The following is a 26,312-nucleotide window of genomic DNA, read 5'->3' on the forward strand; positions in this document are numbered from 1 at the left end:
CATGGGTCAGAAGGTTCACCCGTACGGGTTCCGCCTCGGCATCATCAAGGACCACAAGTCCAAGTGGTTCGCCGGGAAGAAGGAGTACGCGGCCTACGTCCAGGAGGACTACGAGCTGCGTACCTACATCCGTGAGCGTGTTCGTCACGCTGGCATCAGCCGGATCGACATCCAGCGCACCCGCGACCGCATCACGGTCGACGTGCGCGCGGCTCGTCCCGGCATCGTCATCGGCCGTCGTGGCGCGGAGGCAGACGCCATCCGCGAGACGCTGCAGAAGATGACCGGCAAGCAGATCAAGCTGAACATCAACGAGGTCAAGAACGCCGAGCTCGACGCCCAGGTGACGGCCCACAACGTGGCCGAGCAGCTGAAGGGTCGTGTGTCGTTCCGTCGTGCGATGAAGCGTGCGACGCAGAACGCCATGAAGGCTGGCGCCAAGGGCATTCGTGTCCAGTGCTCCGGTCGTCTGGGCGGCGCCGAGATGAGCCGCACCGAGTGGTACCGCGAGGGCCAGGTGCCCCTGCACACCCTCCGTGCCAACGTCGACTACGGCTTCGACGAGGCCCGCACGACCTACGGCCGCATCGGCGTCAAGGTCTGGATCTACACCGGCATCGTCCTCCCCCAGGGCGAGGACCGCGAGGAGCGCTTGGCCCGTGCCCGCGCCCGTCGCGAGCGCGAGCGCCTCGAGACCGAGGCACGTGCGGCCCAGGCCGCCGCGCAGCAGGCTGCTGCCGAGCAGGTCACCGCACAGGTGGCCCGCCAGATGGCCGCCGCCGAGGAAGAGGCCCCCACCGGCACCACGCCGGCCGGCCCCGACCCCACCACCGCTCCGGCTTCCGAGCCGGCGCAGCAGTCGGAGATCACCGGCAACGACGCCCAGGCGATGGACGCGTCCGTCCCCGCCCAGGAAGCCGTCCCCCAGCCGGTCGACCCCGACCCGTCATCCGCACCACAGCCCACGACCCCGCAGCCCGACGCGGCTGACGAGTGGTCCGAGGCACTGGACGAAGGGTAGTCAACGATGCTTGCACCGAAGCGCGTCAAGTACCGCAAGCCCCACCGCGGGCGCAAGCGCGGCCTGACCAAGGGTGGATCCGAGATCACCTATGGCGACTACGGCATCCAGGCGCTGACCGCGTCCTGGGTCACCAGCCGCCAGATCGAGGCCGCTCGTATCGCCATGACCCGCTACATGAAGCGTGGCGGAAAGGTGTGGATCAACATCTTCCCGCACAAGGCCTACACCAAGAAGCCGGCCGAGACCCGCATGGGTTCCGGCAAGGGTTCTCCCGAGGGCTGGGTCGCGGTCGTCAAGCCGGGCCGTGTGATGTTCGAGATCTCCGGTGTGTCCGAAGAGGTCGCCCGTGAAGCGATGCGCCTGGCCGGCAACAAGCTGCCGGTGAAGTGGCGCTTCGTGGTTCGTGAAGGAGTTGAGTCCGCATGAGGGCCGAAGAGCTGCGTGAACTGTCGGACTCCGAGCTGGACGAGAAGCTCGAGGAGTTCAAGTCCGACCTGTTCAACCTTCGTTTCGAGCTGGCCACCGGGCAGCTGGACAACTACAAGCAGCTGCGCGTCACGCGTCGGGACATCGCCCGCGTCATGACCGTGCAGCGCGAACGCCTGAGCAAGGCCGCCGCATCCACTGCTGAGGAGACCAACTGATGTCGGAAGCCACTACTGAGTCGGGCCGCGCGGCCCGCAAGGTCCGTGACGGGATCGTCGTGTCCGACAAGATGGACAAGACCGTCGTCGTCCTGGTCGAGCGTCGCGTGAAGCACCCCAAGTACCACAAGACGGTCACCAAGTCGAAGCGCATCAAGGCGCACGACGAGACCAACGACGCCGGCATCGGCGACCGCGTTCGCATCGTCGAGACCCGCCCGCTGTCCAAGGACAAGCGGTTCCGCGTGGCCTCGATCCTCGAGCGCGCCAAGTAGTCAAGCAAGGGGGCCAGGTGCACGAACCCGTGCACCTCGCCGTTCCCCCGGCCCCGATGGGGTCACCACCTAGTCCCCTCGACGGGCAGAGCACTCCCTCAGGAGAAGACCAATGATTCAGCAGGAGTCCCGCCTCCGCGTCGCCGACAACTCCGGCGCGCGTGAGGTGCTGTGCATCCGCGTGCTGGGCGGGTCCGGTCGGCGCTACGCCGGCGTGGGCGACGTGATCGTCGCGACCGTCAAGCACGCGATCCCGCAGGCCAACGTCAAGAAGGGTGATGTGGTGAAGGCCGTCGTGGTCCGCACCGCCAAGGAGCGTCGTCGCAAGGACGGCTCCTACATCCGGTTCGACGACAACGCGTGCGTGATCATCGACAACAACAACAACCCGCGAGGCACCCGCATCTTCGGCCCGGTCGGCCGTGAGCTGCGCGACCGCAAGTTCATGCGGATCGTCTCCCTCGCCCCGGAGGTGCTGTAGCCATGATGCGGATCAAGCGCAACGACGAGGTCGTCGTGATCGCCGGCAAGGACAAGGGCAAGACCGGCCGCGTCGTCAACGTCTACCCCAAGCGTGACAAGGTCATGGTCGAGGGCGTCAACATCGCCACCCGGCACCGTGCGGTCTCCATGAGCAACCGCGGCGCCCGCGAGGGCGGCATCGAGCACGTCGAGATGCCCATCCAGGCCTCCAACGTCATGCCGATCTGCCCCGAGTGCAACGAGCCGACCCGTGTCGGATCGACCTGGGTGGACGGCGTCAAGTACCGGCAGTGCCGCAAGTGCGAAAGCGAGTTCGAGTAATGAGCGCCGAAGACACCACCGAGCAGCAGATCGCGGACCTGCCCTCAGAGCAGGACCCGACGGTGGACGAGTCCACCGCGGCTCCGGTCGAGGGCGACACCTACGTCCCGCGCCTGAAGGCCCTGTACAACGACACCATCAAGGGTGAGCTCACCGAGCAGCTCAACATCTCCAACGTCATGGAGATCCCCAAGCTGGTCAAGATCGTGGTCAACGTCGGCGTCGGCGAGTCCGTCGGTGACTCCAAGGTCATCGAGCGTGTCATGGGCGACCTGACCCAGATCACCGGTCAGAAGCCCCAGGTCCGCCTGGCCCGCAAGTCCATCGCGACGTTCAAGCTCCGTGAGGGCATGGCCGTCGGTGCACGCGTCACCCTCCGCGGTGAGCGCATGTGGGACTTCCTGGACCGCCTGCTGACCCTGGCCCTGCCCCGCATCCGTGACTTCCGCGGCCTGCCGGCGAAGTTCGACGGTGCCGGCAACTACACGCTGGGCGTCACCGAGCAGCTGATCTTCCCGGAGATCGACTACGACAAGATCGACGCCATCCGCGGCATGGACATCACGTTCGTGACGAGCGCCAAGGACGACGAGGGCGGCCGTGCGCTGCTCGACGCGTTCGGGTTCCCGTTCAAGCGTGCCGAGGGCGAACCGGCTCCCGAGCCGCTGCAGCGCCTGCAGTCCGTCTAGCACCATTCTCATCCGGCCCGACACCCGGGCCACCACCCACGAAGGGAAGTACCGGGCCTTCGCCACCAGCGACAGGTCCCGGCAACCCCCAAGGAGCGCATCACCACAATGACGATGACCGACCCGGTGGCCGACATGCTCACGCGGATCCGGAACGCCAACATGGCGTACACGGAGCTGCTGGAGATGCCGTCCAGCAACCTCAAGGCCAACATCGCGGAGATCCTCAAGCAGGAGGGTTACATCCGCGACTTCCTGGTCGAGCCCACCACCCCCCAGGCCACCCTCAAGGTGGCACTGAAGTTCACCAAGGACCGCGAGCGCGTCCTGACGGGCATTCGCCGCATCTCCAAGCCGGGGCTGCGCGTGTACGCCAAGGCCGAGGAGCTGCCCCGCGTGCTGGGCGGCCTCGGTGTGGCGATCGTGTCCACGTCCAAGGGCCTGCTGACCGACCGAGACGCCCGCAAGGCCGGCGTCGGTGGCGAGATCCTCGCCTACGTCTGGTAGCGGAAGGAACACGACCATGAGTCGCATCGGCAAGAACCCAGTCGAGATCCCCAGCGGGGTCGACGTCAGCATGACCGCTGACCAGATCACCGTGAAGGGACCCAAGGGCACCCTGACCCAGACCCTCAACCCCGGCATCGACGTCAACGTCGAGGACGGGCAGGTCGTCGTCAGCCGTCCCAACGAGACCCGCGAGGCCCGTGAGCTCCACGGCCTGTACCGCACCCTGGTCGCCAACATGGTGATCGGCGTCACCGACGGCTTCGCCAAGAAGCTGGAGATCGTCGGCGTCGGTTACCGCGCTGCCGCCCAGGGCAAGGGCCTGAAGCTGCAGCTCGGCTTCTCCCACGACGTCGTCATCGACGGCATCGACGGCATCGAGTTCGAGGTTCCCTCGCAGACCGAGATCGTCGTCAAGGGCATCAACAAGCAGCAGGTCGGCCAGGTGGCCGCCAACATCCGCAAGCTGCGGCCGCCGGAGCCCTACAAGGGCAAGGGCGTCAAGTACGCCGACGAGACGATCCTCCGCAAGGCCGGAAAGGCTGCTGGTTAGCAATGGCAAAGACTGACGCACGACGCGCCGGCCGCGACCGTCGCCACTTCCGCCTTCGCAAGAAGGTGCGTGGTGACGCCGCTCGTCCCCGGCTCGCTGTCTACCGCTCCAACACCCACATCTACGCCCAGGTCATCGACGACCGCGCCGGTGCCACGCTGGCCGCCGCGTCGTCCGCCGAGGCATCCTTCGCCCCCGAGGGCGACGGCAAGATCGGCGCCGCCAAGGCCGTCGGCAAGCTCGTCGCCGAGCGCGCCAAGGACGCCGGCGTCGACAAGGTCGTGTTCGACCGTGGCGGCAACCGCTACCAGGGCCGCGTTGCGGCACTGGCCGACTCAGCCCGCGAAGCCGGGCTGGAGTTCTAGGAGTACTGACATGGCATACGCACCCCCGAACAACCCGCGCGGTGGCGGCCCCGGTGGCCGTGGTGGCCGCGGCGGTCGTGACGGTGGCCGTGGCGGCCGCGGTGGCCGTGGTGGCCGCCAGGAAGAGAAGAGCCCCTACGAGGAGAAGGTCGTCGCGATCAACCGCGTCGCCAAGGTCGTCAAGGGTGGCCGTCGGTTCTCCTTCACCGCCCTCGTCGTCGTCGGTGACATGAACGGCACCGTCGGCGTGGGTTACGGCAAGGCCAAGGAGGTCCCCGCCGCGATCCAGAAGGGCGTGGAGATCGCGAAGAAGAACTTCTTCCAGGTCCCCATGATCCAGAAGACGATCGTGCACCCCATCATCGGCGTCCACGGCGCCGGCCGGGTCGTCCTCAAGCCCGCCGCTCCCGGTACCGGTGTCATCGCCGGTGGTCCGGTCCGCGCGGTCCTCGAGGCTGCCGGGATCACCGACGTGCTGGCCAAGTCGCTTGGCACCCCCAACGCGATCAACGTCGTGCACGCCACCGTGAACGGCCTGCAGAACCTCAAGCGTCCCCAGGACGTCGCGACCAACCGCGGCCTGGAGATGGAAGAGTTCATGCCGCCGAAGATGTACGCCAACATGACCGGGAAGGGCTAGGGCCATGGCGCTGCAGATCACCCAGAGGCGCAGCACCAACGGTGCGCAGGCGAACCAGATTCGCACCCTGCACTCCCTTGGCCTCAAGCGCATCCGTCAGACCGTCGTCGTTCCCGACCGTCCCGAGATCCGGGGGATGGCCCACAAGGTCACCCACCTGATCACCGTGGAAGAGGTGTCCGACGAGCTGCTGCCGAACGGCGGCAAGTCCAAGTACCGCGATCGCGGCCAGGGCCCCATCACCTCCCAGAAGGTGACCCTTGCCAACGCTGACGCGGTCGACCCCGACGGCACCGTCGACGAGGACGCCCTCGCCGACACCGCCGACGAGGAGGAGTGACCTCGTGAAGATCCATGACCTCAAGCCCGCTGCCGGCTCCACCAAGCGCAAGACCCGCAAGGGTCGCGGTGAGGCGGCTGGCAAGGGCAAGACCGCCGGCCGCGGTACCAAGGGCACCGGCGCCCGCAAGAACGTCCCCCTCGGGTTCGAGGGTGGCCAGATGCCCCTGCAGCGTCGTCTGCCGAAGCTGCCGGGCTTCAACCCGCGCAACCGGGTCGCCTACCAGGGGATCAACGTGTCCCAGCTGGACGCCCACTTCGCCGACGGTGACGTCGTCACCCCGGTCGAGCTGGCCGACAAGGGCCTGATCCGCAAGCCCAGCGAGCGGGTCAAGATCCTCGGCGACGGCGACCTCACCACCAAGCTGACCGTCAGGGCCCAGGGCTTCTCGAAGTCCGCAGAGGCCAAGATCACCGAGGCAGGCGGCTCCGTCGAGCGCCTGGCCCGCGTGCTCTCCGGCACGGCCGACCAGCCTGCCGACGAGGCCAGCACCACCGAGTAACCTCACGACCGCTCCTCCGCACTCGCGGGGGAGCGTTTCGTGTCAGCATGGGGGGCCGCGCCTCGACGACATCGTCATCGATGTCCGGGGAACGCCCTGCCGGCCACAGGAGAACGCATGTTCCGCGCATTCGCGAACGCCTTCAAGATCCCCGATCTGCGGGGCAAGATCCTCTTCACCCTGGGGATCATCGCCGTGTACCGCCTGGGTTCGGTCATCCCGATCCCGGGCGTTGACTACTCGGTGCTCAACAACATCCTCGACCAGGCCGAAGCCAGCGGCGTCGCCCAGCTGCTGAACCTCTTCAGCGGTGGGGCCCTGACCCAGCTGGCCGTCTTCGCGCTCGGGATCATGCCGTACATCACGGCGTCGATCATCATGCAGCTGCTTGCGGTGGTGATCCCGAAGCTCGAGGAGTGGCAGAAGGAAGGCGCCACCGGCACGGCGCGGATCACGCAGATCACGCGCTACGTCACCGTCGTCCTGGCCGTCCTGCAGTCGACGGGCCTGATCGTGCTGATCCAGTCCGGTCAGCTGTTCGGCAACGCCGGCATCGACACCAGCGCGCTGATCCCCGACGACTCGGTGCCCAAGCGCGCCCTGATGATCCTGACCCTCACCGCGGGTACGGCCTTCATCATGTGGCTGGGCGAGCTGATCACCCAGCGCGGTATCGGCAACGGCATGTCGATCATCATCTTCGCGGCGATCATCGCGGCGCTGCCCGGCCAGTTCTCGGCCATCTACCAGCAGTCGCTGCCGCTGTTCATCGCCTTCGTGATCGTCGGCCTGATCCTCATCGTGGGCGTGGTCTACGTCGAGCAGGGCCAGCGCCGCATCCCGGTGCAGTACGCCAAGCGGCAGGTCGGTCGTCGCCAGTACGGCGGCCAGCAGACCTACATCCCGCTCAAGGTCAACCAGTCCGGCGTGATCCCGATCATCTTCGCCTCGTCGCTGCTGTACCTGCCGACGCTGGCGGCCTCGATCGTCAACAACGACGCGCTGACGAACTTCACCAACCGGTACTTCCAGTCCGGCGCCCACCCCGTGTACATCATCACGTACCTGGCGCTGACCATCTTCTTCGCGTTCTTCTACACGGCCATCACGTTCAACCCGATCGACGTGGCCGACAACATGAAGAAGTACGGCGGCTTCATCCCCGGCATCCGTCCGGGCCGGCCGACCGCGGAGTACCTGGACCGCGTGCTGACCCGCATCACCCTGCCGGGTTCGCTGTACCTGGGTGCCCTGGCCATCCTCCCGCTGGTCGTGCTGAGCTTCGGCGACGCGCTGTTCCCGCTGGGCGGCGCCACCCTCCTCATCGTGGTGGGTGTGGGCCTGGAGACCATGAAGCAGCTCGAGTCCCAGCTCATGCAGCGCCACTACGAGGGCTTCATCCGCGGCTAGCCCGAGAACCCTGTCGAACGCACACACCCCTGGTGTGTGCGTTCGTCGTTGTCGGGGTCCGTCGGGGTCGGTGTGGCCTGTCTGGTGGCGGGTGCGCGCGGGCGTGGGGTGCGTCGGGTGCGTGGCTGCGGCGTGTGCGGCGAGTGCGCGCGGGCGTGGCTGCGGTGCGGCGGTGGGTGCGCGCGGGCGTGGGGTCGACCGCGGCCCGAGGGGCCGGGGGCAGCGGCGTGTGGCATGGCCGCCCGCGGGGGAGGGGGATCGCACACGGGGCAGGCCGACGTGTGGCATTGACTCCTCCCAGGGGTGGGGACCGCACACGACGGGGCAGGGCGTGTGCGATGCCCGGCGCTGCGGGGTGGTCATCGCACACGGCAACGGGTTCACCGTGCGGCGGCGGGTGCGTCGGGCCCGGGCCACACCGTGCGGCGGGTGCGTGGGTCCACCGCGGGCCGAGGGGCCGGGGGCAGCGGCGTGTGGCATGGCCGCCCGCGGGGGAGGGGGATCGCGCACGGGGGAGCCCGATGTGTGGCATTGACTCCTCCCAGGGGTGGGGACCGCCCACGACGCCCCGGGGCGTGTGCCATGCGCGGCCCCGGAGGGAGGGCATCGCACACGTCCAACAGGGGCCGGGCCGTTTCGCCCGCTGGGCGTACCGGCCGGTAGGCTCGTCGGAACTATCGCGACGCCACACGAGGAGACGGACGCTTGAGACTGGTACTGCTGGGACCGCCTGGGGCGGGCAAGGGGACCCAATCGGCGATGATCTCGGAGACCTTCGCGATCCCGCACATCTCCACGGGCGACATCTTCCGTGCCAACGTCAAGGGCGAGACGCCGCTGGGCAAGGAGGCCAAGGGGTACATGGACAAGGGCGAGCTCGTGCCCGACTCCGTGACCAACCGCATGGTCGCCGACCGCCTGCGCCAGCCCGACGCCGAGAAGGGGTTCCTCCTCGACGGCTATCCCCGCAACGTCGCCCAGGCCCACACCCTCAACGGGATGCTGGCCATGCTCGACGAGACGCTCGACACCGTCCTGCACTTCTCCGTGCCCGACGACGAGCTCGAGGCGCGCATCGCCAAGCGGCAGTCGGAGGAGGGGCGCGCCGACGACGACGCAGCCGTCTTCCAGCGTCGCATGCGTGAGTACCGCGCCCAGACCGAGGACCTGATCCCGTTCTACCGCGAGGTCGGCATGCTGGTCGACGTCGACGCGGTCGGCTCCATCGACGAGGTCCAGGAACGCGTCCTGACCGCCTGCCGCCAGGCCTCGACCGCCTGAGAGCCTCCGGGCAGGGGGAGTGGTGACGGCCGCACGCCCGGGGAACGTCGGCTCGGAGAGTCGGCCAGCAGGCATCGTGACCGACCTCGACGGCACGTTGTGGCACGGCGACGGCGAGGTCCATCCGGCGACGCTCGAGGCCGTGGCGGAACTGCGGCGTCGCGACGTCCCGTTGCTCATCGCGACCGGCCGCCGGGGCACGGTCGCCACCGAGCGGTTGGCCCGTCACGACCTGCTCGGCCCCGCGGTCCTGCTCGCCGGGGCGGTGGGCGCTGATCTGCACACCGGCCACGAGTGGCATCGGCAGGCGTTCTCCGTCGAGGCCGGCCGCCGCGTCCTGGACGCGTTCCTCGTCGAGGGGCTGTCACCGGTGGTGCACGTCTCCTCCGCCGAGGTCGACGCGGTGATCGCGCCGGAATGCCCCACCAGCGACGTGCACCGGGCCCAGTTCGACATGACGACGGTGCCGACGGACCCGCACGTGCCCGTCGAGGCGGGTGTGGCGGTGGGGTTCGCCCTGCTCGGCCTGCCGGACCGGCTGGCCCCGGCGGCCCATCGGGTGGCGGCCGCGATCACCCGCGACGCCACGGTGACGTGCGGGCTCGACATCACCTTCGGCGGCACCACGATGCTGGCCGCGCCGCACGGCGTGACCAAGGTCACGGGCATCCAGCGGTGGGCTGCCGTCCACGGGTTGTCGGCAGCGGACCTGCTCGTCGTCGGCGACGGGGAGAACGATCTGGACATGCTGGCCTGGGCAGGGCACGCCGTGGCGGTGGAGGGCAGCGTCGCCCATGCCGCAGGGTTCGACCAGGTCATCGCCCCACCGGAGCGCGGCGGGTGGGCCTCGTTGCTGGACCTGCTGGGCTGATTCGGCGCACCGATCAGCGGGCGCTGCGCCCGTGAACGCCCCACGTGCGGCGCGTACCCTCCTCCCCATGATCATCCGCAAGTCCCCAGCCGAGATCGAGATCATGGCCCGCTCGGGCAAGATCATCGCCGACATGCACGAGCTGGTCGCCGAGGCCGTCCGGCCCGGCGTCTCCACCGGCGAGCTCGACCGCCTGGCCGAGGACTACGTCCGCAGGCAGAACGCCGTCCCCGCCTTCCTCGGCTACGGCGGCAGCGGGTCCCGTATCCCGTTCCCCGCCACGCTCTGCGCGTCGGTCAACGACGAGATCGTGCACGGCATCCCCTCCCCCGACACCGTCCTGCAGGAGGGCGACCTGATCAAGATCGACGCCGGCTGCGTGCTGGAGGGCTACTACTCCGACTCGGCGGCCACCTGGATCGTCGGCGGTGAGGACACGGTGGCTCCCGAGGTCGCCCGCCTGGTCCGGACCACCCGCGAAGGGTTGTGGGCCGGACTGATGGAGGCCAGGCCCAAGCAGCGGGTCGGCGACATCTCCGCCGCCGTCGAGGCCGTCGGACAGCGCGAGGGCTACGGCATCGTGCAGGAGTACGTGGGCCACGGGGTCGGTCGTGCCCTCCACGAGGACCCCCAGGTGCCCAACCACGGCCGCGCCGGTCGTGGGCCCAAGCTGGCCAACGGGCTGGTCCTCGCGGTGGAGCCGATGTTCAACCTGGGCACGGAGGAAACCGAGACCCTCGAGGACGAGTGGACCGTGGTCACCGCCGACGGCGCGCTGTCGGCCCACTGGGAGCACACCGTGGCCATCACCCCCGACGGGCCCTGGGTACTGACGGCACGCTCCGACGAACCCGCCCGACCGCTGGAGGACCCCTCCCGCGTCCCCGTTCCCCTGGCGGGCTGACCCTCCTGTCCACGGGTCGGTCACCGGCGCGTCCAGGTGATCCCCGAGGCCGGCTGAGGGGTACAATCGCCGGTCGGTGGTGGCCGCCAGGCGGGGGTGTCCCCCTGCCCCCGCCGCCGGAAGGGTCGACCCGTGATGTCGTCTTCTCGCGTCTCCTCGGAGGCGGTCGCATCCGATGACGCGTCCGTACGCGCTCGTCAACGCGCGCTCGCCCTGGCAGCGCTCGGCATCGTCTTCGGCGACATCGGCACCTCGCCGCTGTACGCCTTCCGTGAGGCGCTGGCACCCGACCGCGGGCTGACCGTCGACCCGGGCACGGTGATCGGCGCCGCGTCGGTGGTCATCTGGGCGCTCCTGCTGGTCATCGCGGTGAAGTACCTGATGGTCGTCATGCGAGCCGACGCACACGGGGAGGGCGGCATCCTCGCCCTGACCTCGCTGCTGGGCGATGCCCGGGGCCGTCGGCGGGGCCTGGTGCTGCTCGGCCTGTTCGGCACGGCGCTGCTGTACGGCGACGGCGCCATCACCCCGGCCATCTCCGTCCTCAGCGCCGTCGAGGGACTGGAGATCGTCACCGACGCGCTGCAACCGGCGGTGCTGCCAGTCGCGATCGGCATCCTCGTCGCGCTGTTCTCCGTGCAGTACCGGGGCACGGCCGCCCTCGGGGCCGTCTTCGGCCGCGTGATGCTCGTGTGGTTCGCCGTGCTGGCGGTCACCGGCCTGTCGGCGATCGTCGGTCGGCCCGAGGTCCTGCGCGCCTTCAACCCGATCCACGCCATCGAGTACCTGACCACCAACGGCATGCCGGGCTTCCTGTCCCTCGGGGCGATCTTCCTGGTCGTCACCGGGGGTGAGGCGCTGTACGCCGACATGGGGCACTTCGGGCGCCGGCCCATCGCCCGGGGCTGGTTCGCGATCGTGATGCCGGCCCTGATGCTCAACTACCTGGGGCAGGCCGCGCTGCTGATCGGCACGCCCGAAGCCGTCCGCAACCCCTTCTTCCTGCTGGCGCCGGGCTGGGCGCGCATCCCCTTGGTGGTGCTGGCCACCGCCGCCACGGTCATCGCCTCGCAGGCCCTCATCTCCGGTGTCTTCTCCCTGTCGGTGCAGGCGGTGCAGCTGAACTACCTCCCGCGGGTGAAGGTCCACCACACCTCCGACACCGAGCGGGGACAGGTCTACCTCCCCGCGCTCAACGTCGGGTTGCTGGCCGCCTGCATCGGCCTCGTGCTCGGCTTCCGGACGTCGGCGAACCTCGCGGCGGCCTACGGCGTGGCCGTGACCGCCACGATGGTCATCACGACGCTGCTGTTCGTCCGCGTGGCCATCGACCGGATGGGCTGGCGCCGCGAGCTGGTGTACGCCGGGGCGGCGGTGTTCCTGGTGATCGACCTGGCCTTCCTCGGCGCCAACCTCTTCAAGATCGCCGACGGTGGCTGGTTCCCACTCCTGCTCGGCGGCCTGGTGTTCGCGGTGATGACGACGTGGCACACCGGCCGGCGGCTGGTCACCGAGGAGAGCGGGGTCGGGCTGCCCGTGACCACGTTCCTGCGCGACCTCGGCGACGACGTCGGCACGTTGCCGGGAACGGCCGTGTACCTGTACTCCCGCCCCGAGCTCGTGCCGCCGGCGTTGCTGTCGACCGTGCGCCACTTCGGCACCCTCCACGAACGCATCGTGCTGCTCACCGTGGAGATGCGGGAGAAGGCCCACGTGCCCCCGGCCCGCCGCCTGGAGCAGTACCAAGTGGCCGCCAACGGCCACGTCGTCGAGCAGGTCGTCCTGCGCGTGGGCTTCCGCGACCGCATCGACGTACCGGCCGAGCTGCGCCGCGACGGTGGTCGCAGGGGCAGCATCGACCCCGATCGGGTGTCGTTCTTCCTCGGCCGCGAGACCGTGCGGCCGACCGCCAAGCCGGGCATGGCGCTGTGGCGGGAGCGGCTGTTCGGCGTCCTGCTGCGCAACTCCACCGAGGCGACGGCGTTCTTCGGCCTCCCCGCCGAGCGGACCACCACTGTCGGACGGACCATCGAGATCTGATCGACGGGCCGCTGGCCGGTGCGGGGTTGGCGGGGACAGGCCCCGCTGCTACACTGCTCCGTCCCCACGCCTTTGCGTGGGCGTCCTGCTGTCCTCCGTCATCGCCGAACTCCGGCTGCTTCCGACGGCCAGCAGGATACACGGCCATCAGGCCGTGACCCCCAAGCCTCAGCCACGACCCCCGAGGATCGCAACCCATGGCCAGAATCGCCGGTGTCGACCTGCCTCGCGAAAAGCGGGCAGCGATCGGCCTGACCTACATCTTCGGCGTTGGCCGCACCCGCGCCCTCGAGGCGCTGGAGGCGACCAACATCGACCCCAACACCCGTATCGGTGCCTTGTCCGAGGACGAGGTGCTCGCCCTGCGTGCCTTCATCGAGAACGAGTTCAAGATCGAAGGTGACCTGCGCCGCGAGGTGGCGCAGAACATCAAGCGCAAGGTCGAGATCGGCTGCTACCAGGGCATCCGCCACCGTCGTGGCCTGCCCGTCCGCGGCCAGCGCACGCACACCAACGCCCGGACCCGCAAGGGCCCGAAGCGCACGGTTGCGGGCAAGAAGAAGAAGTAGCACCACGCAGACAGCGGCCGCTCCCACGGGGCGGCCGACATCCGTTTCTCCTCACGGAGTGAACGGAAGGCGAGCCGATCAGCCGGTCGGGCCGGTTCGCCTCACTCACCGGCGCAGGCGGGATCACCTCCCATCGGCCCCGAGATGACCGGGTACGGGCACCGCAGCCGCGACTGCCCTTCGGCACACACAGGAGCACACCCTCATGGCGCAGGGAAAGAAGGCCCGCTCGCGCGGGAAGAAGAAGGAACGTCGGACGATCCCGCACGGCATCGCGCACATCACGTCGTCGTTCAACAACACCATCATCTCCATCTCCGACCTCGACGGGAACGTCATCTCGTGGGCGTCGGCGGGCAACGTGGGCTTCAAGGGCTCGCGCAAGTCCACGCCGTACGCCGCGCAGCAGGCCGCCGAGAAGGCTGCCCGCGTGGCCGTCGACGGCTACGGCATGCGCAAGGTCGACGTCCGCGTGAAGGGGCCGGGATCCGGCCGCGAGACCGCGATCCGCTCCATCCAGGCCACGGGCCTGGAGGTCAGCGGCATCCGCGACGTCACGCCCATCCCGCACAACGGCTGCCGTCCGCCGAAGCGTCGCCGCGTCTGACGCGCACCTTCACCGGCACCACGAGATAGAGAGAAGGTCGACACATGGCCCGTTACACCGGTCCCATCGCCAAGCAGTCGCGCCGCGAGCGCACCGTCCTGCACGCCAACCTCAAGTCGGCACGCGCGCTCGAGAAGCGCCCGTACCCGCCGGGTGAGCACGGCCGCGGACGCATCAAGGAGTCCGAGTACCTCCTGCAGCTGCGCGAGAAGCAGAAGGCTCGCCGCATCTACGGCGTCCTCGAGCGCCAGTTCCGCAACTACTACGACCGCGCCAGCCGCTCCCAGGGCCTGACGGGTGAGAACCTGCTCGTCGCCCTCGAGATGCGCCTGGACAACGTCGTGTTCCGTGGCGGCCTGGCCCGCACCCGCCGCGAGGCGCGTCAGCTGGTCAACCACAAGCACTTCAAGGTCAACGGTCGCACGGTCAACATCCCCTCCTACGAGGTGCGTGTCGGCGACGTCATCACCCTCCGCGATCGTTCGCGCAACATCGTGCCGGTCATCGGCGCGCTGGAGCTGCTGGGCACTCGCAACCAGCCGGGGTGGGTCTCGCTCGACCAGGACAAGCGCCAGATCTCGGTGCTGTCGCAGCCGGAGCGCAAGCAGATCGATGTTCCCGTCCAGGAACAGCTGATCGTCGAGCTGTACTCCAAGTAAAACCACGCCACGCGGCCCGTCGCGGCTCGCGTGCCTTCCTGCCACTGCACCGCTCTACGCCCGGGAGGCGACCACTATCGTGCTGATCGTTCAGCGCCCCACGATCGTCGAAGACGTCCAGATCGACGGTCTCCGTTCCCTGTTCACCATCGAGCCGCTGGAGCCCGGCTTCGGGTACACGCTGGGCAACAGCCTGCGTCGCACCCTGCTGTCCTCCATTCCCGGTGCTGCCGTCACGTCGGTCCGCATCGAGGGTGTGCTCCACGAGTTCTCCTCCATCGAGGGGGTCAAGGAGGATGTCACCGACATCGTCCTGAACCTCAAGGACCTGGTGCTTCGGTGCCACTCCGACGAGCCGGTCGAGATCTTCCTCGGTGGTGAGGGCCCCGGTGAGATCACCGCGGACTTCATCACCGCCCCCAGCGAGGTCGAGATCCTCAACCGCGACCTCCACATCGCCACGCTGAACCGCAAGGGTCGCGTGGAGATGTACCTGACGGTCGAGCGCGGCCGTGGCTACGTCACCGCCGAGCGCAACAAGAAGCCGGACATGCCCATCGGCGTGATCCCGGTCGACTCCATCTACTCCCCGGTCACCCGCGTGACCTACCGGGTCGAAGCGACCCGCGTCGAGCAGATGACCAACTACGACCGCCTGATCCTCGACGTGGAGACCAACGGGTCCGTCACCCCCGCCGAGGCGCTGTCCTCCGCCGGTGAGACCCTGCGCGACCTGTTCGAGCTCTTCAGCGACTTCGAGGAAGGCGGCCCCGGCGGCCTGGCCATCGGTGCCGGCGCGGTCGAGCCCACCGGCCCGATGTCGCCGAACCTCGCCCTCCCCATCGAGGACATGGACCTCTCGGTCCGCTCCTACAACTGCCTGAAGCGCGAGGGCGTGGCCACCGTTGGTGAGCTCGTCCAGAAGACCGAGCAGGACCTGCTCGACATCCGCAACTTCGGTCAGAAGTCCATCGAAGAGGTCAAGTCCAAGCTCTCGGACATGGGCCTCAGCCTCGCCGACTACGGTTCGTACGGCGGATAGGAACGAACAACCATGCCTACTCCGAAGAAGGGCACCCGCCTCGGCGGAGGTGCCAAGCATCACAACATGATGATGTCGAACCTGGCGACGGAGCTGTTCCGTCACGGTCGCATCACCACCACCAAGACGAAGGCGAAGACGGTCCAGCCGCTCGCCGAGAAGATGATCACCTTCGCCCGTCGTGGGGACCTCCACGCCCGGCGCCAGGTGCTCACCGTCATCCGTGACAAGGACGTCGTCCACAAGCTGTTCGCCGACATCGGTCCGGCCGCTGCCGAGCGCAACGGCGGGTACACCCGTGTCGTCAAGCTTGGTCCCCGCAAGGGTGACGGCGCCGAGATGGCGATGATCGAGCTGGTCGACATCGTGGAGACCGACGAGGGCGAGTCCTCGCTCACCGAGGCCCCCACCCGTCGCTGGTCGCTGCGTCGTCGTCGCAACAACCTGTCCAAGACGGCCCGTGAGCGCGAGCAGGCGATCCTGGCTGCCGAGGACTCCGGCGACTTCGGCGACGACTACGAGGCCCCCACGGCCGCGCAGGACGATGCCAGCGACGAGGCGCTCGACGCCGGTCGCATCACCGAGCGGGCCCTGGCCCGTGACGAGGGTGCCCGCGCCGAGGACGAGACCGAGGTCAGCCCCGAGGAGGTCGACGCCCGTCTGGCGGAGGCCGACGAGGACGCTGCCGAGGACGAGGACGCCACGGCCGACACCGACTCCGACGCTGCTGACAAGGCGGCCGACGAGGAGGAGTAGTCCTCCGTCGTGACGTCCACCGACGTCGAGTCGACCGTACGGCTGCGGATCGACTTCGCCTACGACGGCGCCCCCTACGCGGGGTTCGCCAGGCAGCCGGACCAGACCACGGTGCAGGGCGTCCTCGAGGACGCCCTGCATCGGCTTTTCCAGGGTGCCCCGGCCGAGACGACCTGCGCCGGTCGCACCGACCGTGGCGTCCACGCCGAGGCCCAGACCGTGCACGTCGACGCGCCCGCGGGATGGCGGCGCCTCGACGACCTGGCCCGGGTCCGGCGTGATCTCGACGGCATGCTCGGACCGAGCATCGCGGTCGCCCGCGTCGTTCGGGTCCCGTCGACCTTCGACGCCCGGCACTCCGCCACCCAGCGGAGGTACCGCTTCCGCCTGTGGGAACGCCCGGTCATGCCGCCGCTGTTGGCTCACGACACCTGGCACGTCGGCGAGCGACTGGACGTCGAGGCGATGGAACGGGCCGGCCAGGCGCTGGTCGGGACCCATGACTTCGACTCGTTCTGCCGCAAGCGCGTGCTGCGCCTCAAGGACGGGCGGACCGTCGAGGCGCCGCTGACCCGGCGAGTGGATCACCTGACCGTTCGCCGCTCCCGGCCGGCCGGCCTCGTGTTGCTGCGCATCGCCGCCAACGCCTTCTGCCATCAGCAGGTCCGCGCCATCACCGGGTCGCTGGTGGAGGTCGGCAAGGGCCGCCGGTCGGAGGAATGGTTCGCCGAGCTGCTCGCGGCGCGGGATCGCAGCGAGGCGGGACCCGTTGCGCCCCCGCAGGGACTGTCCCTGGTCGGGGTGCGGTACGGCCCGCCACGATCGACGTGACGCAGGGTTGAGGCATCGCCGCGGTGGGTAGGACGTCGCCATGCGCAACCCCCACCGCGACGACCCGTCGACCCCGGAGCCCCATGACCCTGCCCTGGGCGAGGACCACTCGGCGCCCGAGGACAACACGGACATGGACAAGGCCGACCGGCCCGGCGGCCCCGGACAGACCGGTATGAACCCCGTCGAGCCCGGCCGGTCGAGCCCGGCGCCCGATGACGACACCCCCGCCGAGGACGATGTGATCGCCGAACGGCGTGCCCACGTCGAGGAGTCGCAGGCGAACACCGACTCCCGGAGGCACTAGGCCGTCGCACACGTGTGGCGGCCTGCACCCCCGCCACACGCACCGACGCCCCCGACCGAACCGGTCGGGGGCGTCGGACTGTCACATGGCCGTGCCTACGGCGCGATCAGGGCGGGGTTGGGGTCAGCAGCGCCGGCCTTGGCGAACGCCTCGATCGCGGCGTCGCAGAACGCATCGAGGTCGTCGGGCTTGCGGCTGGTCACGAGGTTGCCGTCGACGACGACCTCCTCGTCGACCCACGTCGCGCCCGAGTTGCGGATGTCGGTCTGCAGGCTGGGCCAGGACGTGAGGGTCCGGCCCTTCAGGACGTCGGCCTCGACCAGCGTCCACGCCGCGTGGCAGATGGCGGCCACCGGCTTGCCCTCGTCAGCGAACGCCTTGATGAACGCGACGGCCTCGTCGTTCATGCGGAGCGCGTCGGGGTTGGCGACACCACCCGGCAGCAGCAGCCCGTGGTAGCGGGCCGGATCGGCGGCCCCCACGGTGGCGTCGACGTCGAAGTCGTCGGCCGCCGTCAGGTGGTTGTACCCGGTGATCGTCCCCGCCTCGAGGCTGATGAGCTCGGTGTCGGCGCCGGCGGCGATCAGTGCTTCTCGCGGCCGGGTCAGCTCCACCTGCTCCACCCCGTCGGTGGCGACGATGGCGATGGTGAGTCCGGTCAGGTCATGGGTCTGCATGGGGAGCCTCCTCGAAGGTTGCGTAGGACAAGGCCTACCCCGCAGCAGCTCCACGTCGAACATCCCGACGGCCGGTATCGTTGCATTCCGCAGGCATCGCCCTCCCCGTCGCCCATCTCGACGGGTGGCCGGGCGGCCGAGTGGTCGGCGGGTTCCGCGTGCCAGATGGCGGTTGCAGGATCGCGTGGCGTCGCTGTACTCTGTTCCATCCGCGCCGATGGCGCCGCTGTGGGGTGTCTCCCCGCAGACCCAGCGACGGGCGCACCTTCCGGTACTTCCCCGAGCACCACTTCGCTCGTCGCCCGAGGAGACTCGGTGACGCCCTTCACCGGTCGTCCACGGCCACGAGCAGCCCAGACCCCCCCGATCATCATCGGACGATCAACATGCGTACGTTCTCCCCAACTCCCGCCGACATCGACCCCCAGTGGCACATCGTCGACGCCGAAGGCCTGATCCTCGGTCGCCTCGCGACCCGGATCGCCCACGTCCTGCGCGGGAAGCACAAGCCCACCTTCGCGCCGCACATGGACATGGGTGACTTCGTCATCGTCATCAACGCCGACAAGATCGAGCTGTCCGGCAACAAGGGCCGCGACAAGTGGGCGTGGCGCCACTCGGGGTTCCCGGGCGGCATCAAGGGCATGCCCATCGGTGAGATGCGCGAGCGTCACCCCGAGCGCCTGATCGAGAACGCCGTCAAGGGCATGCTCCCGAAGAACACCATCGGCCGCAAGCAGCTGCGCAAGCTGAAGGTGTACGCCGGTGCCGAGCACCCCCACACCGCCCAGAACCCCCAGCCGCTGGCCGCTGGCTAGCCCCAAGGATCTCTTCATGAGCAGCCTCGAATCCCTCGAGAACTTCCAGCCGGTCGCCGACGACGCGTCCGTCGCCGCCGCGCCCACCGGCCGTACCCGTGAGATCTTCACCGGTCGCCGCAAGCGCTCCGTGGCCCGCGTCCGCCTCACCCGCGGTACCGGCCAGTTCACCATCAACGGCCGCACGATCGAGGACTACTTCCCGACCGACGTGCTCCGGATGACCGTGAACGAGCCGTTCGCCGCCACCGAGAGCCTCGGCGAGTGGGACGTCATCGCCCGCATCCACGGCGGTGGCATCTCCGGCCAGGCCGGCGCCCTGCGCCACGGCATCGCCCGCGCCCTCGAGGCCGCCGAGCCGTCCTGGCGTCCGCCGCTGAAGAAGGCCGGCCTGCTGCGTCGTGACGACCGCCAGGTCGAGCGCAAGAAGTACGGCCTCAAGAAGGCCCGCAAGGCGCCGCAGTACTCCAAGCGCTAGGACACGTCGAGACGGCCGCACCCGATGGGTGCGGCCGTTTCGCCGTTCCGGACCCAACACGCGATACAAGGGATACCCGATGGGACAGTACTTCGGCACCGACGGCGTCCGTGGCGTCGCCAACGACGACATCACCCCCGAGCTGGCGCTCGGCATCGGCCGTGCGCTCGTGCGTACCCTCCGGGAGGAGGGCGCACCCCGGCCGCGGATCATCATCGGCCGCGACCCCCGGGCCAGCGGCGAGATGCTGGAGTCGGCCGTGGCGGCCGGTGTGTGCTCCGCGGGCGGTGACGCCGTCGTCCTCGACGTGCTGCCGACCCCCGGCGTGGCCTACCTCGTCTCGACCCTCGGGGCCAACGCCGGTGTGATGATCTCCGCCAGCCACAACCCCGTCGCCGACAACGGCATCAAGCTCATCGGACCGACCGGGCACAAGCTGACCGACGAGGAGGAGGACCGTGTCGAGGAGCTGCTCCAGCGGTTCGACTCCGACAGGCCGACGGGCACCCGGATCGGTCGCAAGCGGCACGTTCCCGGCGCCGTCGAGGCCTACATCGCCCACCTGGTCGCCGTCGCGGACGGCATCGACCTCCGGGACCTCCACATCGTGCTGGACTGCGCCAACGGGGCCGCGAGCAGCGTCGGCCCCACGGTGCTGCGCCGCCTCGGCGCACAGGTCACCGCGATCGCGGCGATCCCCGACGGGACCAACATCAACGACGGCGTCGGGTCCAACCACCCCGAGCACCTCGCCAAGGCCGTGGTGTCCCACGGCGCGGACCTCGGGATCGCCCACGACGGCGACGCCGACCGCATCGTGGCCTGCACCGCCGAGGGCGACATCGTCGACGGCGACCAGCTGCTGGCCATCCTCGCGGCCCACGAACAGTCCCTCACCGGGCTGGACGGGGTCGTCACGACCGTCATGACCAACCTCGGCTTCATGCACTGCATGGAGCGCCTCGGGATCGACGTGATCCAGACCAAGGTCGGCGACCGCTACGTCCTGGAAGGCATGCAGGCATCCGGGTACCGACTCGGCGGCGAGCAGTCGGGCCACCTGATCGCCAGCGACCACGCCACCACCGGTGACGGCGTGCTCTCGGCGGTCCTCCTGCTGCGCGCGATGGCCACCCAGAAGGCCTCGCTGGCCGAGCTCGCGTCGATCATGACGCGGCTGCCCCAAACCCTGGTCAACGTTCGCGGCGTGGACAAGGACGCACTGGAGGGGGCCACCGCCGTGTGGGACGCGGTCGCCGCCGTCGAGCGCACGCTCGAGGGCTCCGGGCGGGTCCTGCTGCGGCCCTCCGGCACCGAACCCATCGTCCGGGTCATGGTCGAGGCCGCGTCGATGGTCGAGGCCCGACAGCACGCCGAGGACCTGGCGGAAGTGGTCCGGGAACGACTGCCCGCCGTGTAGCGGGCGTCGACCGCATCAACGAAACATCCGGGTCGATGCAGGATTTCGTTGCGTCATAGGCGAAAATAGGTGGAGCGTGGTGTGATCACCCGCGTACCGCCGCCAGGATCGCCACCCGAGGAGCTTTGACATGCATCGCCTGCACGACACCGCCGAGGCGTTGCAGGAGCATCGTGGACCCGACACGACCGCCCACTCGACCGCCGTGGGCATCGATGTCGGAGGAACGAAGATCGCCGCCGGACTCGTCGCCGAGGGCACCATCACCAGCCGCCATCGCGAGGCCACGCCGTCGGACCCCGACCTGCTGCTGGACGCCATCGTCGCCGCCGCCACCAGCGTCATGCCCGCCACCGGTGCCACTGCGGTCGGCGTCGGCTATCCCGGGATGGTCACCGCCGAGGGGGTCATCGCGGCAGGTCCCAACGTCGCCCTGAAGTCCTTCCCCCTGGCAAGTGCCCTCGCCGAGCGCATCGGCGTGCCCGTCGTGGTGGAGAACGATGCGGCCGCCGCCACCTGGGCGGAGTTCCGCATGGGGGCGGGGCGGGGGGTCGACCGAAACCTCGCCATGGTGACGTTGGGCACCGGCGTGGGGGGCGGCCTCGTGCTCGACGGCCGGCTCTTCCGGGGCAGCCACGGCTTCGCCGCCGAGCTCGGGCACATGATCATCCGCGCCGACCAGCGCATCGGCCCGAGCGGCATCCCCGGTGAGGTCGAGGCCTACTGCTCGGGCACCGCCCTGCGCAGCCTCGCCGTCGAGGCCGTCGCCGACGGGCGCGCACCGGCAGGCTCGCCGCTGCGCGAGATCCGCACCCTCACCGGTGACGTCATCACCCGGGCCGCCCGCGACGGGGACGCACTGGCCGTGGCGCTGCTCGACCAGCTGGGCCATGACCTCGGGGTGGCCATGGCGAGCGTCGTCAACCTGCTCGACGTGGAGATGATCGTCGTGGGGGGTGGGCTCGGCGAAGCCGACGACCTCCTGCTCGACACCGCCCGTGCCACCATGTGGACCCATGTCCTCGGTGCCCAGCGGCGCCCGGAGGTGCCCGTCGTGCCGGCTCGGCTGGGCAACGATGCGGGCGTCATCGGTGCCGCACTGCTGGCCGCGGACCGGGCATGACGCCGCTGTCGGCAGCTGCCGAGCCCACGCTCGACCCGGTGCTAGCCTCTGCCTCCATGGTCGCCCCAGCACGAGATGCGACGAAGGGCGCGACGCGGGACTCGTTGAGGCGGCACAACCTCGCGACCGTGTTGCGTCGAGTTCACCGTGGCGGGCCACAGTCCCGCTCGGCCCTGACCGCCGCCACCGGCCTGAACCGCTCCACCATCGGTGCGCTCGTCGCCGAGCTGGTCGAGTGCGGCCTGGTCGAGGAGGGCGAACCAGAGGCGACCGGCAGCGCCGGTCGGCCCTCGCCGCTCGTGCGCGCCTCGACCGACCACGTCGTGGCGGCAGCCGTCGACATCGGCACCAAGTGGCTCACCGTCGCGATCGGCGGGATCGGCGGCACGCTCGTCTCCCGCGTGCATCGCGAGACCAACAACGACGGCCGTCCCTACGCCGAGACCCTCGAGGAGCTCTGCGACCTGCTCGACGAGGTCATCGCCGACCTGCTGCCGTCCCAGCACCTGTACGCCGTCGGCATCGCCGCTCCGGGAGTTGTGCGTGCCAACGACGGCTTCGTGCACTTCGCCCCGAACCTCGGCTGGCGAGAGGTCAACCTCGGCGCCGACCTCGCCGCCCACCTCGGTGACGGCATCGAGGTATTCGTCGCCAACGAGGCCCACCTCGGCGCCCGTGCCGAGCACCTCCGCGGGGCAGGCGTCGGGGTCGACGACCTGATCTACCTGTCCAGCGAGATCGGCGTGGGTGGCGGCACCATCATCGCCGGTCGCCTGCAGCTCGGCGCCGACGGCTACAGCGGGGAGATCGGCCACATCCCGGTCAACACCGGCCCGGACGCCACCGGCTGCCGGTGCGGCAGCGTCGGGTGCCTGGAGGCCGAGACCGGCGCGTTGGCCCTGCTGTCGTTGACCGGCCACGAGCACACCGACCACCTCTCCGAGGCCGTCCGCACGATCATCGCCGCCGCCGCGGACGGGGACGAGGGCGTCCGGCAGGCCCTCCACGAGATCGGTGTCCGCCTGGGACGCGGACTGGCCGGCATGGTCAACCTGCTGAACCCTCGCAGGATCGTGCTCGGCGGCTACTTCGCCGACGCCTTCGGCTTCCTCGAAGCCGGGATCGACGCCGAGATCGCCCAGCACACCCTCTCACCCAGCCGGTCGGGCGTCACGATCGTCCCTGCCGCCCTGCAGGAGGACTCGGCGTTGCTCGGGGCGCTGGAGATCGCGCTCGAGCCCCTGCTGCTGGACCCCGCGCGGAGCCCCGCCGCCGCCTGACCTCGCGGCGGGCGCTCGTCTGCGGCCCAGCGGGAGGTGTCAGTCCACGACGCGCAGGCCGTGCGCCATCCACGCCTGCCCCGTGACGGCGGTCACCCAGGCCTCCTTGGTGTCGGCCTGCCCGTTGGTGTTGTCGTTCTCCAGCATGTAGCCGCGGTGGCGGCCGTCGGCCGGACGCCCGGCAGAGATGTCGGCGGCACGGATGCGGTTGAAGAAGGTCTCGTAGTCGATGTCGCCCTGCCCGAGATGGGTCATCGAGTAGCCGGCACCGCCGAAGACCACGCCGAACGGGTTGGTGACGTCAGGGGCCCGGCTGCCCGGCTCGTGCCCGTCCTTTACGTGGTACAGCACGAAGCGGTCCGCATGGTCGATGACCAGCTGCGCCGGGTCCAGCGACGGGTTGGCGACGGTCGCGTTGAAGGCCCAGTACACGTCGAGCTCGAAGGACACCGCGTCGGGGTCGGTCTCCTCGATGTAGCGCTCGTAGGGGGTCCTCCCGTTGGCGTCGGTGGTCTGCAGCTCGCCGGAGTGGTTGTGCAGGTAGAAGGTCAGGCCGGCGTCCGCGGCCTTCGCCCCCCACCGGTTCCACCCGTCGACGGTGGCCTGGTCGAACGTGGTCGGCAGGGAGGCCTGGCCGATCGCGGGCACCCCGAGGTCCAGCGCCTGCTGGATGTGGTCGTCGATCGTCGCGTCGCTCAGCGCGCCCTGCATGTGGGCACCGGCCGGGGTCAGGCCGTGTTCCTCCATCAGCTCCTTCAGACCCGCCCGGGACAGGCCGGTGGGGTCCTCGGACTCGTAGCCCGCGAACTCGACCTGCGTGTAGCCGATGGCGGCAAGGCGCCTGAAGACCTTCTCGTAGCCGAGCTGGCGGACGGTGGCCCGCAGGGTGTACAGCTGGATCCCGATCCGTTCGCGCGGCACGATCGCGCCGTCGTCGATCGGCATCTCGTAGTGGCCCTCGCGGGGCTCGGCCCGGACCGGCGTGGCGCCGGGAACGGCCTGCATCGCTGCCGCGCCGATCACCCCCGCACCAAGGCCCATCAGGCGTCGTCGGCTCACGGCTGCGCTGCGGTCGAACATGTTCGCCACTCCTCGTCGTTCTCGGCTCGAGGACGTGGGAGAAGGACCCACGTCCGTGCATGGCCTTCGACGTGGTGGACGGCAACTCCTGCCACGTTTGTCCCGCCATCCAACATTTTCCGATCGGACAGCAGGAATCCTCGTGCCGGACGGAGAACACCAACAGCAGGAGCACCCGTGGCCGACGGTGTGCGATCGATCGAGGAGCCGACCCGCCGATGTTCTCCATGCGCAAGCCTTCACTCCGACGAGTGGCCGTGGCCACCGCCTTGCTGTCCCTGGCGGCACTCCAGCTGGACTTCGGTCGAGCGGCCGAGGCCCAGCTCCCGGCGACCGGTCTGCTCGACCTGTCGGTGGAGTCCATCACGACCGACGTGTCCGACCCGACCATCGTCGAGGTCGCCGACGACGGCACCATCGTCTTCGCCGAACGCAAGGGCGCGATCAACCGGATCACGGCCGACGGCACCCAGACCGAGGCCGGCGTCATTCCCGTCTCGGCCAACCAGTGCGCCGGCTGCCCCACCGAGGACGTTCCCCTGGAGGAGGGCGGGCTCCACGGCCTTCTGCTCTACCCCGACTTCTCCGCCGACGGCGGCCAGCTGCTGGCCTACTACTCCGTCCCCGGGTCGCTCGGCACCGCCCCGGTCACGCCGAACCACCCCGACGCCGGGGGAGACCCCGCCGAGGAGGGAATCTTCCGCCTGTCGCGCTTCACGATGACCGGCGGCACCCTCGACCTGGCCAGCGAGGAAGTCCTCCTCGAGAACGCCACGGAGTGGTACGAGTGCTGCCACTACGGCGGCGACATCGAGTGGCTGGCCGACGGCACCGTCGTGCTGTCGACCGGCGACGACACCAACCCGCACGAGTCCAACGGCTTCTCCCCGCACGACGCCAACGAGGGCCGCGACGCCTTCAACGCGATGCGGACCTCGCAGAACCCCGCCGACCGTCGCGGCAAGATCCTGCGCCTCGACGTGGACGACCTCGACGGCGACGGGTCGCTGGTGCCCGCCGACAACCCGCACGTCGGCGACGCCGCCTACGACCCCTACGTCTACGCGATGGGCTTCCGCAGCAACTACCGCATCGACGTCGATCCGGTCAGCCAGGCGATCGTCGTCGGCAACGTCGGACCGGACGCCCAGCGACCGGACGCCGCCCGTGGGCCCGAGGGCCACGACGAGGTCGAGGTCGTTCCCGCCGGCGGTGGCAGCAACCACGGCTGGCCGATGTGCATCGGTGACGCCGAGGCCTACGTCCAGTACGACGCGTTCGGCGCCGACAACCCCGGCGAGCCGTTCGACTGCGCCGACACCGTGCCGGCCCAGATCCACTACACCTACCACCCCGACCTGTCGTTCCCGGCGATGGCGCACGGCATCACCCGGACCGCGATCGCCGGCCCCGTCTACCGCTACGACGGGGATGGCGAGTACGCCTTCCCGGAGGCCTACCAGGGTCAGTTCCTGATGCTGGAGTTCTCGCGCAACAGCATGGTCACCGTGCCCTTCGACAGCGACACGGCCACCCTGGACACCACGGCGATGGCCCCTGCCCTGCTCGGATCGCTGACCGGTCCCATCGACGCCACGATCGGTCCGGACGGCGCGGTGTACGTCGCCAACTACGGTGCAGGCTTCTACAACGCCCCCGGCGGTTCGATCGCCCGCATCGTGCCCCGCGGCCTGCTGGACGGTGTGCTGCCGTCCGACGCGGGTGCCGACAGCGACGCGACCGCCCCCATCGCCCTGGCGGCTGCGGCGCTGCTCGTGCTGCTGTTCCCCGCTCGTTCCCGCGAGCTGATCTGACC

33 protein-coding genes are annotated in these 26,312 nt (G+C 69.6%); 31 read left to right on the forward strand and 2 right to left on the reverse strand.

The window, feature by feature from the left end; genetic code table 11:
* The first annotated feature begins 1 nt into the window (after position 1).
* The 25 genes from rpsC to CUC05_RS09445 all read left to right on the forward strand — a co-directional run bounded on the left by rpsC (position 2) and on the right by CUC05_RS09445 (position 17,620).
* A complete protein-coding gene (gene rpsC / locus CUC05_RS26100) occupies positions 2–1,021 on the forward strand; it encodes a 30S ribosomal protein S3 (protein ID WP_108665838.1) in 1,020 nt (339 codons plus the stop codon).
* Positions 1,022–1,027: 6 nt separating this feature from the next.
* Complete coding sequence (rplP, locus tag CUC05_RS09330) at positions 1,028–1,450, forward strand: 50S ribosomal protein L16 (RefSeq protein WP_108665839.1); 423 nt, start codon at positions 1,028–1,030, stop codon at positions 1,448–1,450.
* Entirely contained in the window at positions 1,447–1,668 is a 222-nt protein-coding gene (gene rpmC, locus CUC05_RS09335) for a 50S ribosomal protein L29 (RefSeq protein WP_108665840.1), read from the forward strand. Before rplP ends, rpmC begins: the two co-directional genes overlap by 4 nt.
* Complete coding sequence (gene rpsQ, locus CUC05_RS09340) at positions 1,668–1,943, forward strand: 30S ribosomal protein S17 (protein WP_108665841.1); 276 nt, start codon at positions 1,668–1,670, stop codon at positions 1,941–1,943. The genes rpmC and rpsQ overlap by 1 nt, the downstream gene beginning before the upstream one ends.
* 112 nt (positions 1,944–2,055) lie before the next feature.
* Entirely contained in the window at positions 2,056–2,424 is a 369-nt protein-coding gene (rplN, locus tag CUC05_RS09345) for a 50S ribosomal protein L14 (RefSeq protein ID WP_108665842.1), read from the forward strand.
* Between the two features lie 2 nt (positions 2,425–2,426).
* Positions 2,427–2,747 (forward strand): 50S ribosomal protein L24, encoded by a 321-nt coding sequence (gene rplX, locus CUC05_RS09350; protein WP_420810899.1) that lies wholly within the window; start codon positions 2,427–2,429, stop codon positions 2,745–2,747.
* The gene (rplE, locus tag CUC05_RS09355; RefSeq protein WP_108665843.1) at positions 2,747–3,436 is read left to right on the forward strand and encodes a 50S ribosomal protein L5; all 690 of its coding nucleotides are present in this window, start codon (positions 2,747–2,749) and stop codon (positions 3,434–3,436) included. The genes rplX and rplE overlap by 1 nt, the downstream gene beginning before the upstream one ends.
* 108 nt (positions 3,437–3,544) lie before the next feature.
* Positions 3,545–3,943, forward strand: coding sequence for a 30S ribosomal protein S8 (rpsH, locus tag CUC05_RS09360; protein ID WP_108665844.1), 399 nt, complete (start codon positions 3,545–3,547; stop codon positions 3,941–3,943).
* A gap of 16 nt (positions 3,944–3,959) precedes the next feature.
* Positions 3,960–4,496 carry a 50S ribosomal protein L6 gene (gene rplF / locus CUC05_RS09365; RefSeq protein WP_108665845.1) on the forward strand — a complete coding sequence of 179 codons (537 nt, stop codon included), beginning with the start codon at positions 3,960–3,962 and terminating at the stop codon, positions 4,494–4,496.
* A 2-nt stretch (positions 4,497–4,498) separates the two neighbouring features.
* Positions 4,499–4,861 (forward strand): 50S ribosomal protein L18, encoded by a 363-nt coding sequence (rplR, locus tag CUC05_RS09370; RefSeq protein WP_108665846.1) that lies wholly within the window; start codon positions 4,499–4,501, stop codon positions 4,859–4,861.
* 10 nt (positions 4,862–4,871) lie between these two features.
* Complete coding sequence (rpsE, locus tag CUC05_RS09375; RefSeq protein WP_108665847.1) at positions 4,872–5,501, forward strand: 30S ribosomal protein S5; 630 nt, start codon at positions 4,872–4,874, stop codon at positions 5,499–5,501.
* Between the two features lie 4 nt (positions 5,502–5,505).
* A complete protein-coding gene (gene rpmD, locus CUC05_RS26105; protein ID WP_108665848.1) occupies positions 5,506–5,841 on the forward strand; it encodes a 50S ribosomal protein L30 in 336 nt (111 codons plus the stop codon).
* A 4-nt stretch (positions 5,842–5,845) separates the two neighbouring features.
* Entirely contained in the window at positions 5,846–6,343 is a 498-nt protein-coding gene (rplO, locus tag CUC05_RS09385) for a 50S ribosomal protein L15 (RefSeq protein WP_157965402.1), read from the forward strand.
* A gap of 117 nt (positions 6,344–6,460) precedes the next feature.
* Positions 6,461–7,753: a preprotein translocase subunit SecY gene (secY, locus tag CUC05_RS09390; protein ID WP_108665849.1), complete on the forward strand. Its 1,293-nt coding sequence runs from the start codon at positions 6,461–6,463 to the stop codon at positions 7,751–7,753.
* 711 nt (positions 7,754–8,464) lie between these two features.
* Positions 8,465–9,034: an adenylate kinase gene (locus CUC05_RS09395; protein ID WP_108666137.1), complete on the forward strand. Its 570-nt coding sequence runs from the start codon at positions 8,465–8,467 to the stop codon at positions 9,032–9,034.
* A gap of 76 nt (positions 9,035–9,110) precedes the next feature.
* Positions 9,111–9,905, forward strand: coding sequence for an HAD family hydrolase (locus CUC05_RS09400; protein ID WP_170127967.1), 795 nt, complete (start codon positions 9,111–9,113; stop codon positions 9,903–9,905).
* Between the two features lie 67 nt (positions 9,906–9,972).
* Positions 9,973–10,809, forward strand: a complete 837-nt coding sequence (gene map / locus CUC05_RS09405) for a type I methionyl aminopeptidase (protein WP_108665851.1) — start codon at positions 9,973–9,975, stop codon at positions 10,807–10,809.
* Between the two features lie 135 nt (positions 10,810–10,944).
* Positions 10,945–12,849 (forward strand): potassium transporter Kup, encoded by a 1,905-nt coding sequence (locus CUC05_RS09410; protein WP_108665852.1) that lies wholly within the window; start codon positions 10,945–10,947, stop codon positions 12,847–12,849.
* Between the two features lie 197 nt (positions 12,850–13,046).
* Positions 13,047–13,418 carry a 30S ribosomal protein S13 gene (rpsM, locus tag CUC05_RS09415; RefSeq protein WP_108665853.1) on the forward strand — a complete coding sequence of 124 codons (372 nt, stop codon included), beginning with the start codon at positions 13,047–13,049 and terminating at the stop codon, positions 13,416–13,418.
* 205 nt (positions 13,419–13,623) lie between these two features.
* Complete coding sequence (rpsK, locus tag CUC05_RS09420; protein ID WP_108665854.1) at positions 13,624–14,025, forward strand: 30S ribosomal protein S11; 402 nt, start codon at positions 13,624–13,626, stop codon at positions 14,023–14,025.
* Between the two features lie 44 nt (positions 14,026–14,069).
* Positions 14,070–14,684 (forward strand): 30S ribosomal protein S4, encoded by a 615-nt coding sequence (gene rpsD / locus CUC05_RS09425; protein WP_108665855.1) that lies wholly within the window; start codon positions 14,070–14,072, stop codon positions 14,682–14,684.
* A 79-nt stretch (positions 14,685–14,763) separates the two neighbouring features.
* Complete coding sequence (locus CUC05_RS09430) at positions 14,764–15,726, forward strand: DNA-directed RNA polymerase subunit alpha (protein ID WP_108665856.1); 963 nt, start codon at positions 14,764–14,766, stop codon at positions 15,724–15,726.
* A 12-nt stretch (positions 15,727–15,738) separates the two neighbouring features.
* On the forward strand, positions 15,739–16,482 hold the full coding sequence (gene rplQ / locus CUC05_RS26025) for a 50S ribosomal protein L17 (protein WP_108665857.1): 744 nt from the start codon (positions 15,739–15,741) through the stop codon (positions 16,480–16,482).
* Positions 16,483–16,491: 9 nt separating this feature from the next.
* Positions 16,492–17,313 carry a tRNA pseudouridine(38-40) synthase TruA gene (gene truA / locus CUC05_RS09440; protein ID WP_108665858.1) on the forward strand — a complete coding sequence of 274 codons (822 nt, stop codon included), beginning with the start codon at positions 16,492–16,494 and terminating at the stop codon, positions 17,311–17,313.
* Positions 17,314–17,353: 40 nt separating this feature from the next.
* The gene (locus tag CUC05_RS09445) at positions 17,354–17,620 is read left to right on the forward strand and encodes a hypothetical protein (RefSeq protein WP_108665859.1); all 267 of its coding nucleotides are present in this window, start codon (positions 17,354–17,356) and stop codon (positions 17,618–17,620) included.
* Positions 17,621–17,715: 95 nt separating this feature from the next.
* Here CUC05_RS09445 and CUC05_RS09450 read toward each other — a convergent pair whose 3' ends face one another.
* Positions 17,716–18,297: a type 1 glutamine amidotransferase domain-containing protein gene (locus CUC05_RS09450; RefSeq protein ID WP_108665860.1), complete on the reverse strand. Its 582-nt coding sequence runs from the start codon at positions 18,295–18,297 to the stop codon at positions 17,716–17,718.
* Positions 18,298–18,683: 386 nt separating this feature from the next.
* Between CUC05_RS09450 and rplM the strand changes: the two genes are divergently transcribed.
* From rplM to CUC05_RS09475, 5 genes are all read left to right on the forward strand, one after another.
* Complete coding sequence (gene rplM / locus CUC05_RS09455; RefSeq protein ID WP_108665861.1) at positions 18,684–19,115, forward strand: 50S ribosomal protein L13; 432 nt, start codon at positions 18,684–18,686, stop codon at positions 19,113–19,115.
* A gap of 16 nt (positions 19,116–19,131) precedes the next feature.
* Complete coding sequence (gene rpsI / locus CUC05_RS09460; protein ID WP_108665862.1) at positions 19,132–19,593, forward strand: 30S ribosomal protein S9; 462 nt, start codon at positions 19,132–19,134, stop codon at positions 19,591–19,593.
* A gap of 79 nt (positions 19,594–19,672) precedes the next feature.
* A complete protein-coding gene (gene glmM / locus CUC05_RS09465) occupies positions 19,673–21,013 on the forward strand; it encodes a phosphoglucosamine mutase (RefSeq protein ID WP_108665863.1) in 1,341 nt (446 codons plus the stop codon).
* Between the two features lie 130 nt (positions 21,014–21,143).
* Positions 21,144–22,136 (forward strand): ROK family protein, encoded by a 993-nt coding sequence (locus CUC05_RS09470; protein ID WP_108665864.1) that lies wholly within the window; start codon positions 21,144–21,146, stop codon positions 22,134–22,136.
* Positions 22,137–22,264: 128 nt separating this feature from the next.
* On the forward strand, positions 22,265–23,416 hold the full coding sequence (locus CUC05_RS09475) for an ROK family transcriptional regulator (protein ID WP_157965403.1): 1,152 nt from the start codon (positions 22,265–22,267) through the stop codon (positions 23,414–23,416).
* A 39-nt stretch (positions 23,417–23,455) separates the two neighbouring features.
* Here CUC05_RS09475 and CUC05_RS09480 read toward each other — a convergent pair whose 3' ends face one another.
* On the reverse strand, positions 23,456–24,496 hold the full coding sequence (locus CUC05_RS09480; protein ID WP_157965404.1) for a sugar phosphate isomerase/epimerase family protein: 1,041 nt from the start codon (positions 24,494–24,496) through the stop codon (positions 23,456–23,458).
* Between the two features lie 257 nt (positions 24,497–24,753).
* Between CUC05_RS09480 and CUC05_RS09485 the strand changes: the two genes are divergently transcribed.
* The gene (locus tag CUC05_RS09485; RefSeq protein WP_157965405.1) at positions 24,754–26,310 is read left to right on the forward strand and encodes a PQQ-dependent sugar dehydrogenase; all 1,557 of its coding nucleotides are present in this window, start codon (positions 24,754–24,756) and stop codon (positions 26,308–26,310) included.
* The last annotated feature ends 2 nt before the right edge of the window (positions 26,311–26,312 follow it).

Origin of the sequence: Euzebya rosea, from assembly GCF_003073135.1 — a bacterium.
GTDB lineage: Bacteria > Actinomycetota > Nitriliruptoria > Euzebyales > Euzebyaceae > Euzebya > Euzebya rosea.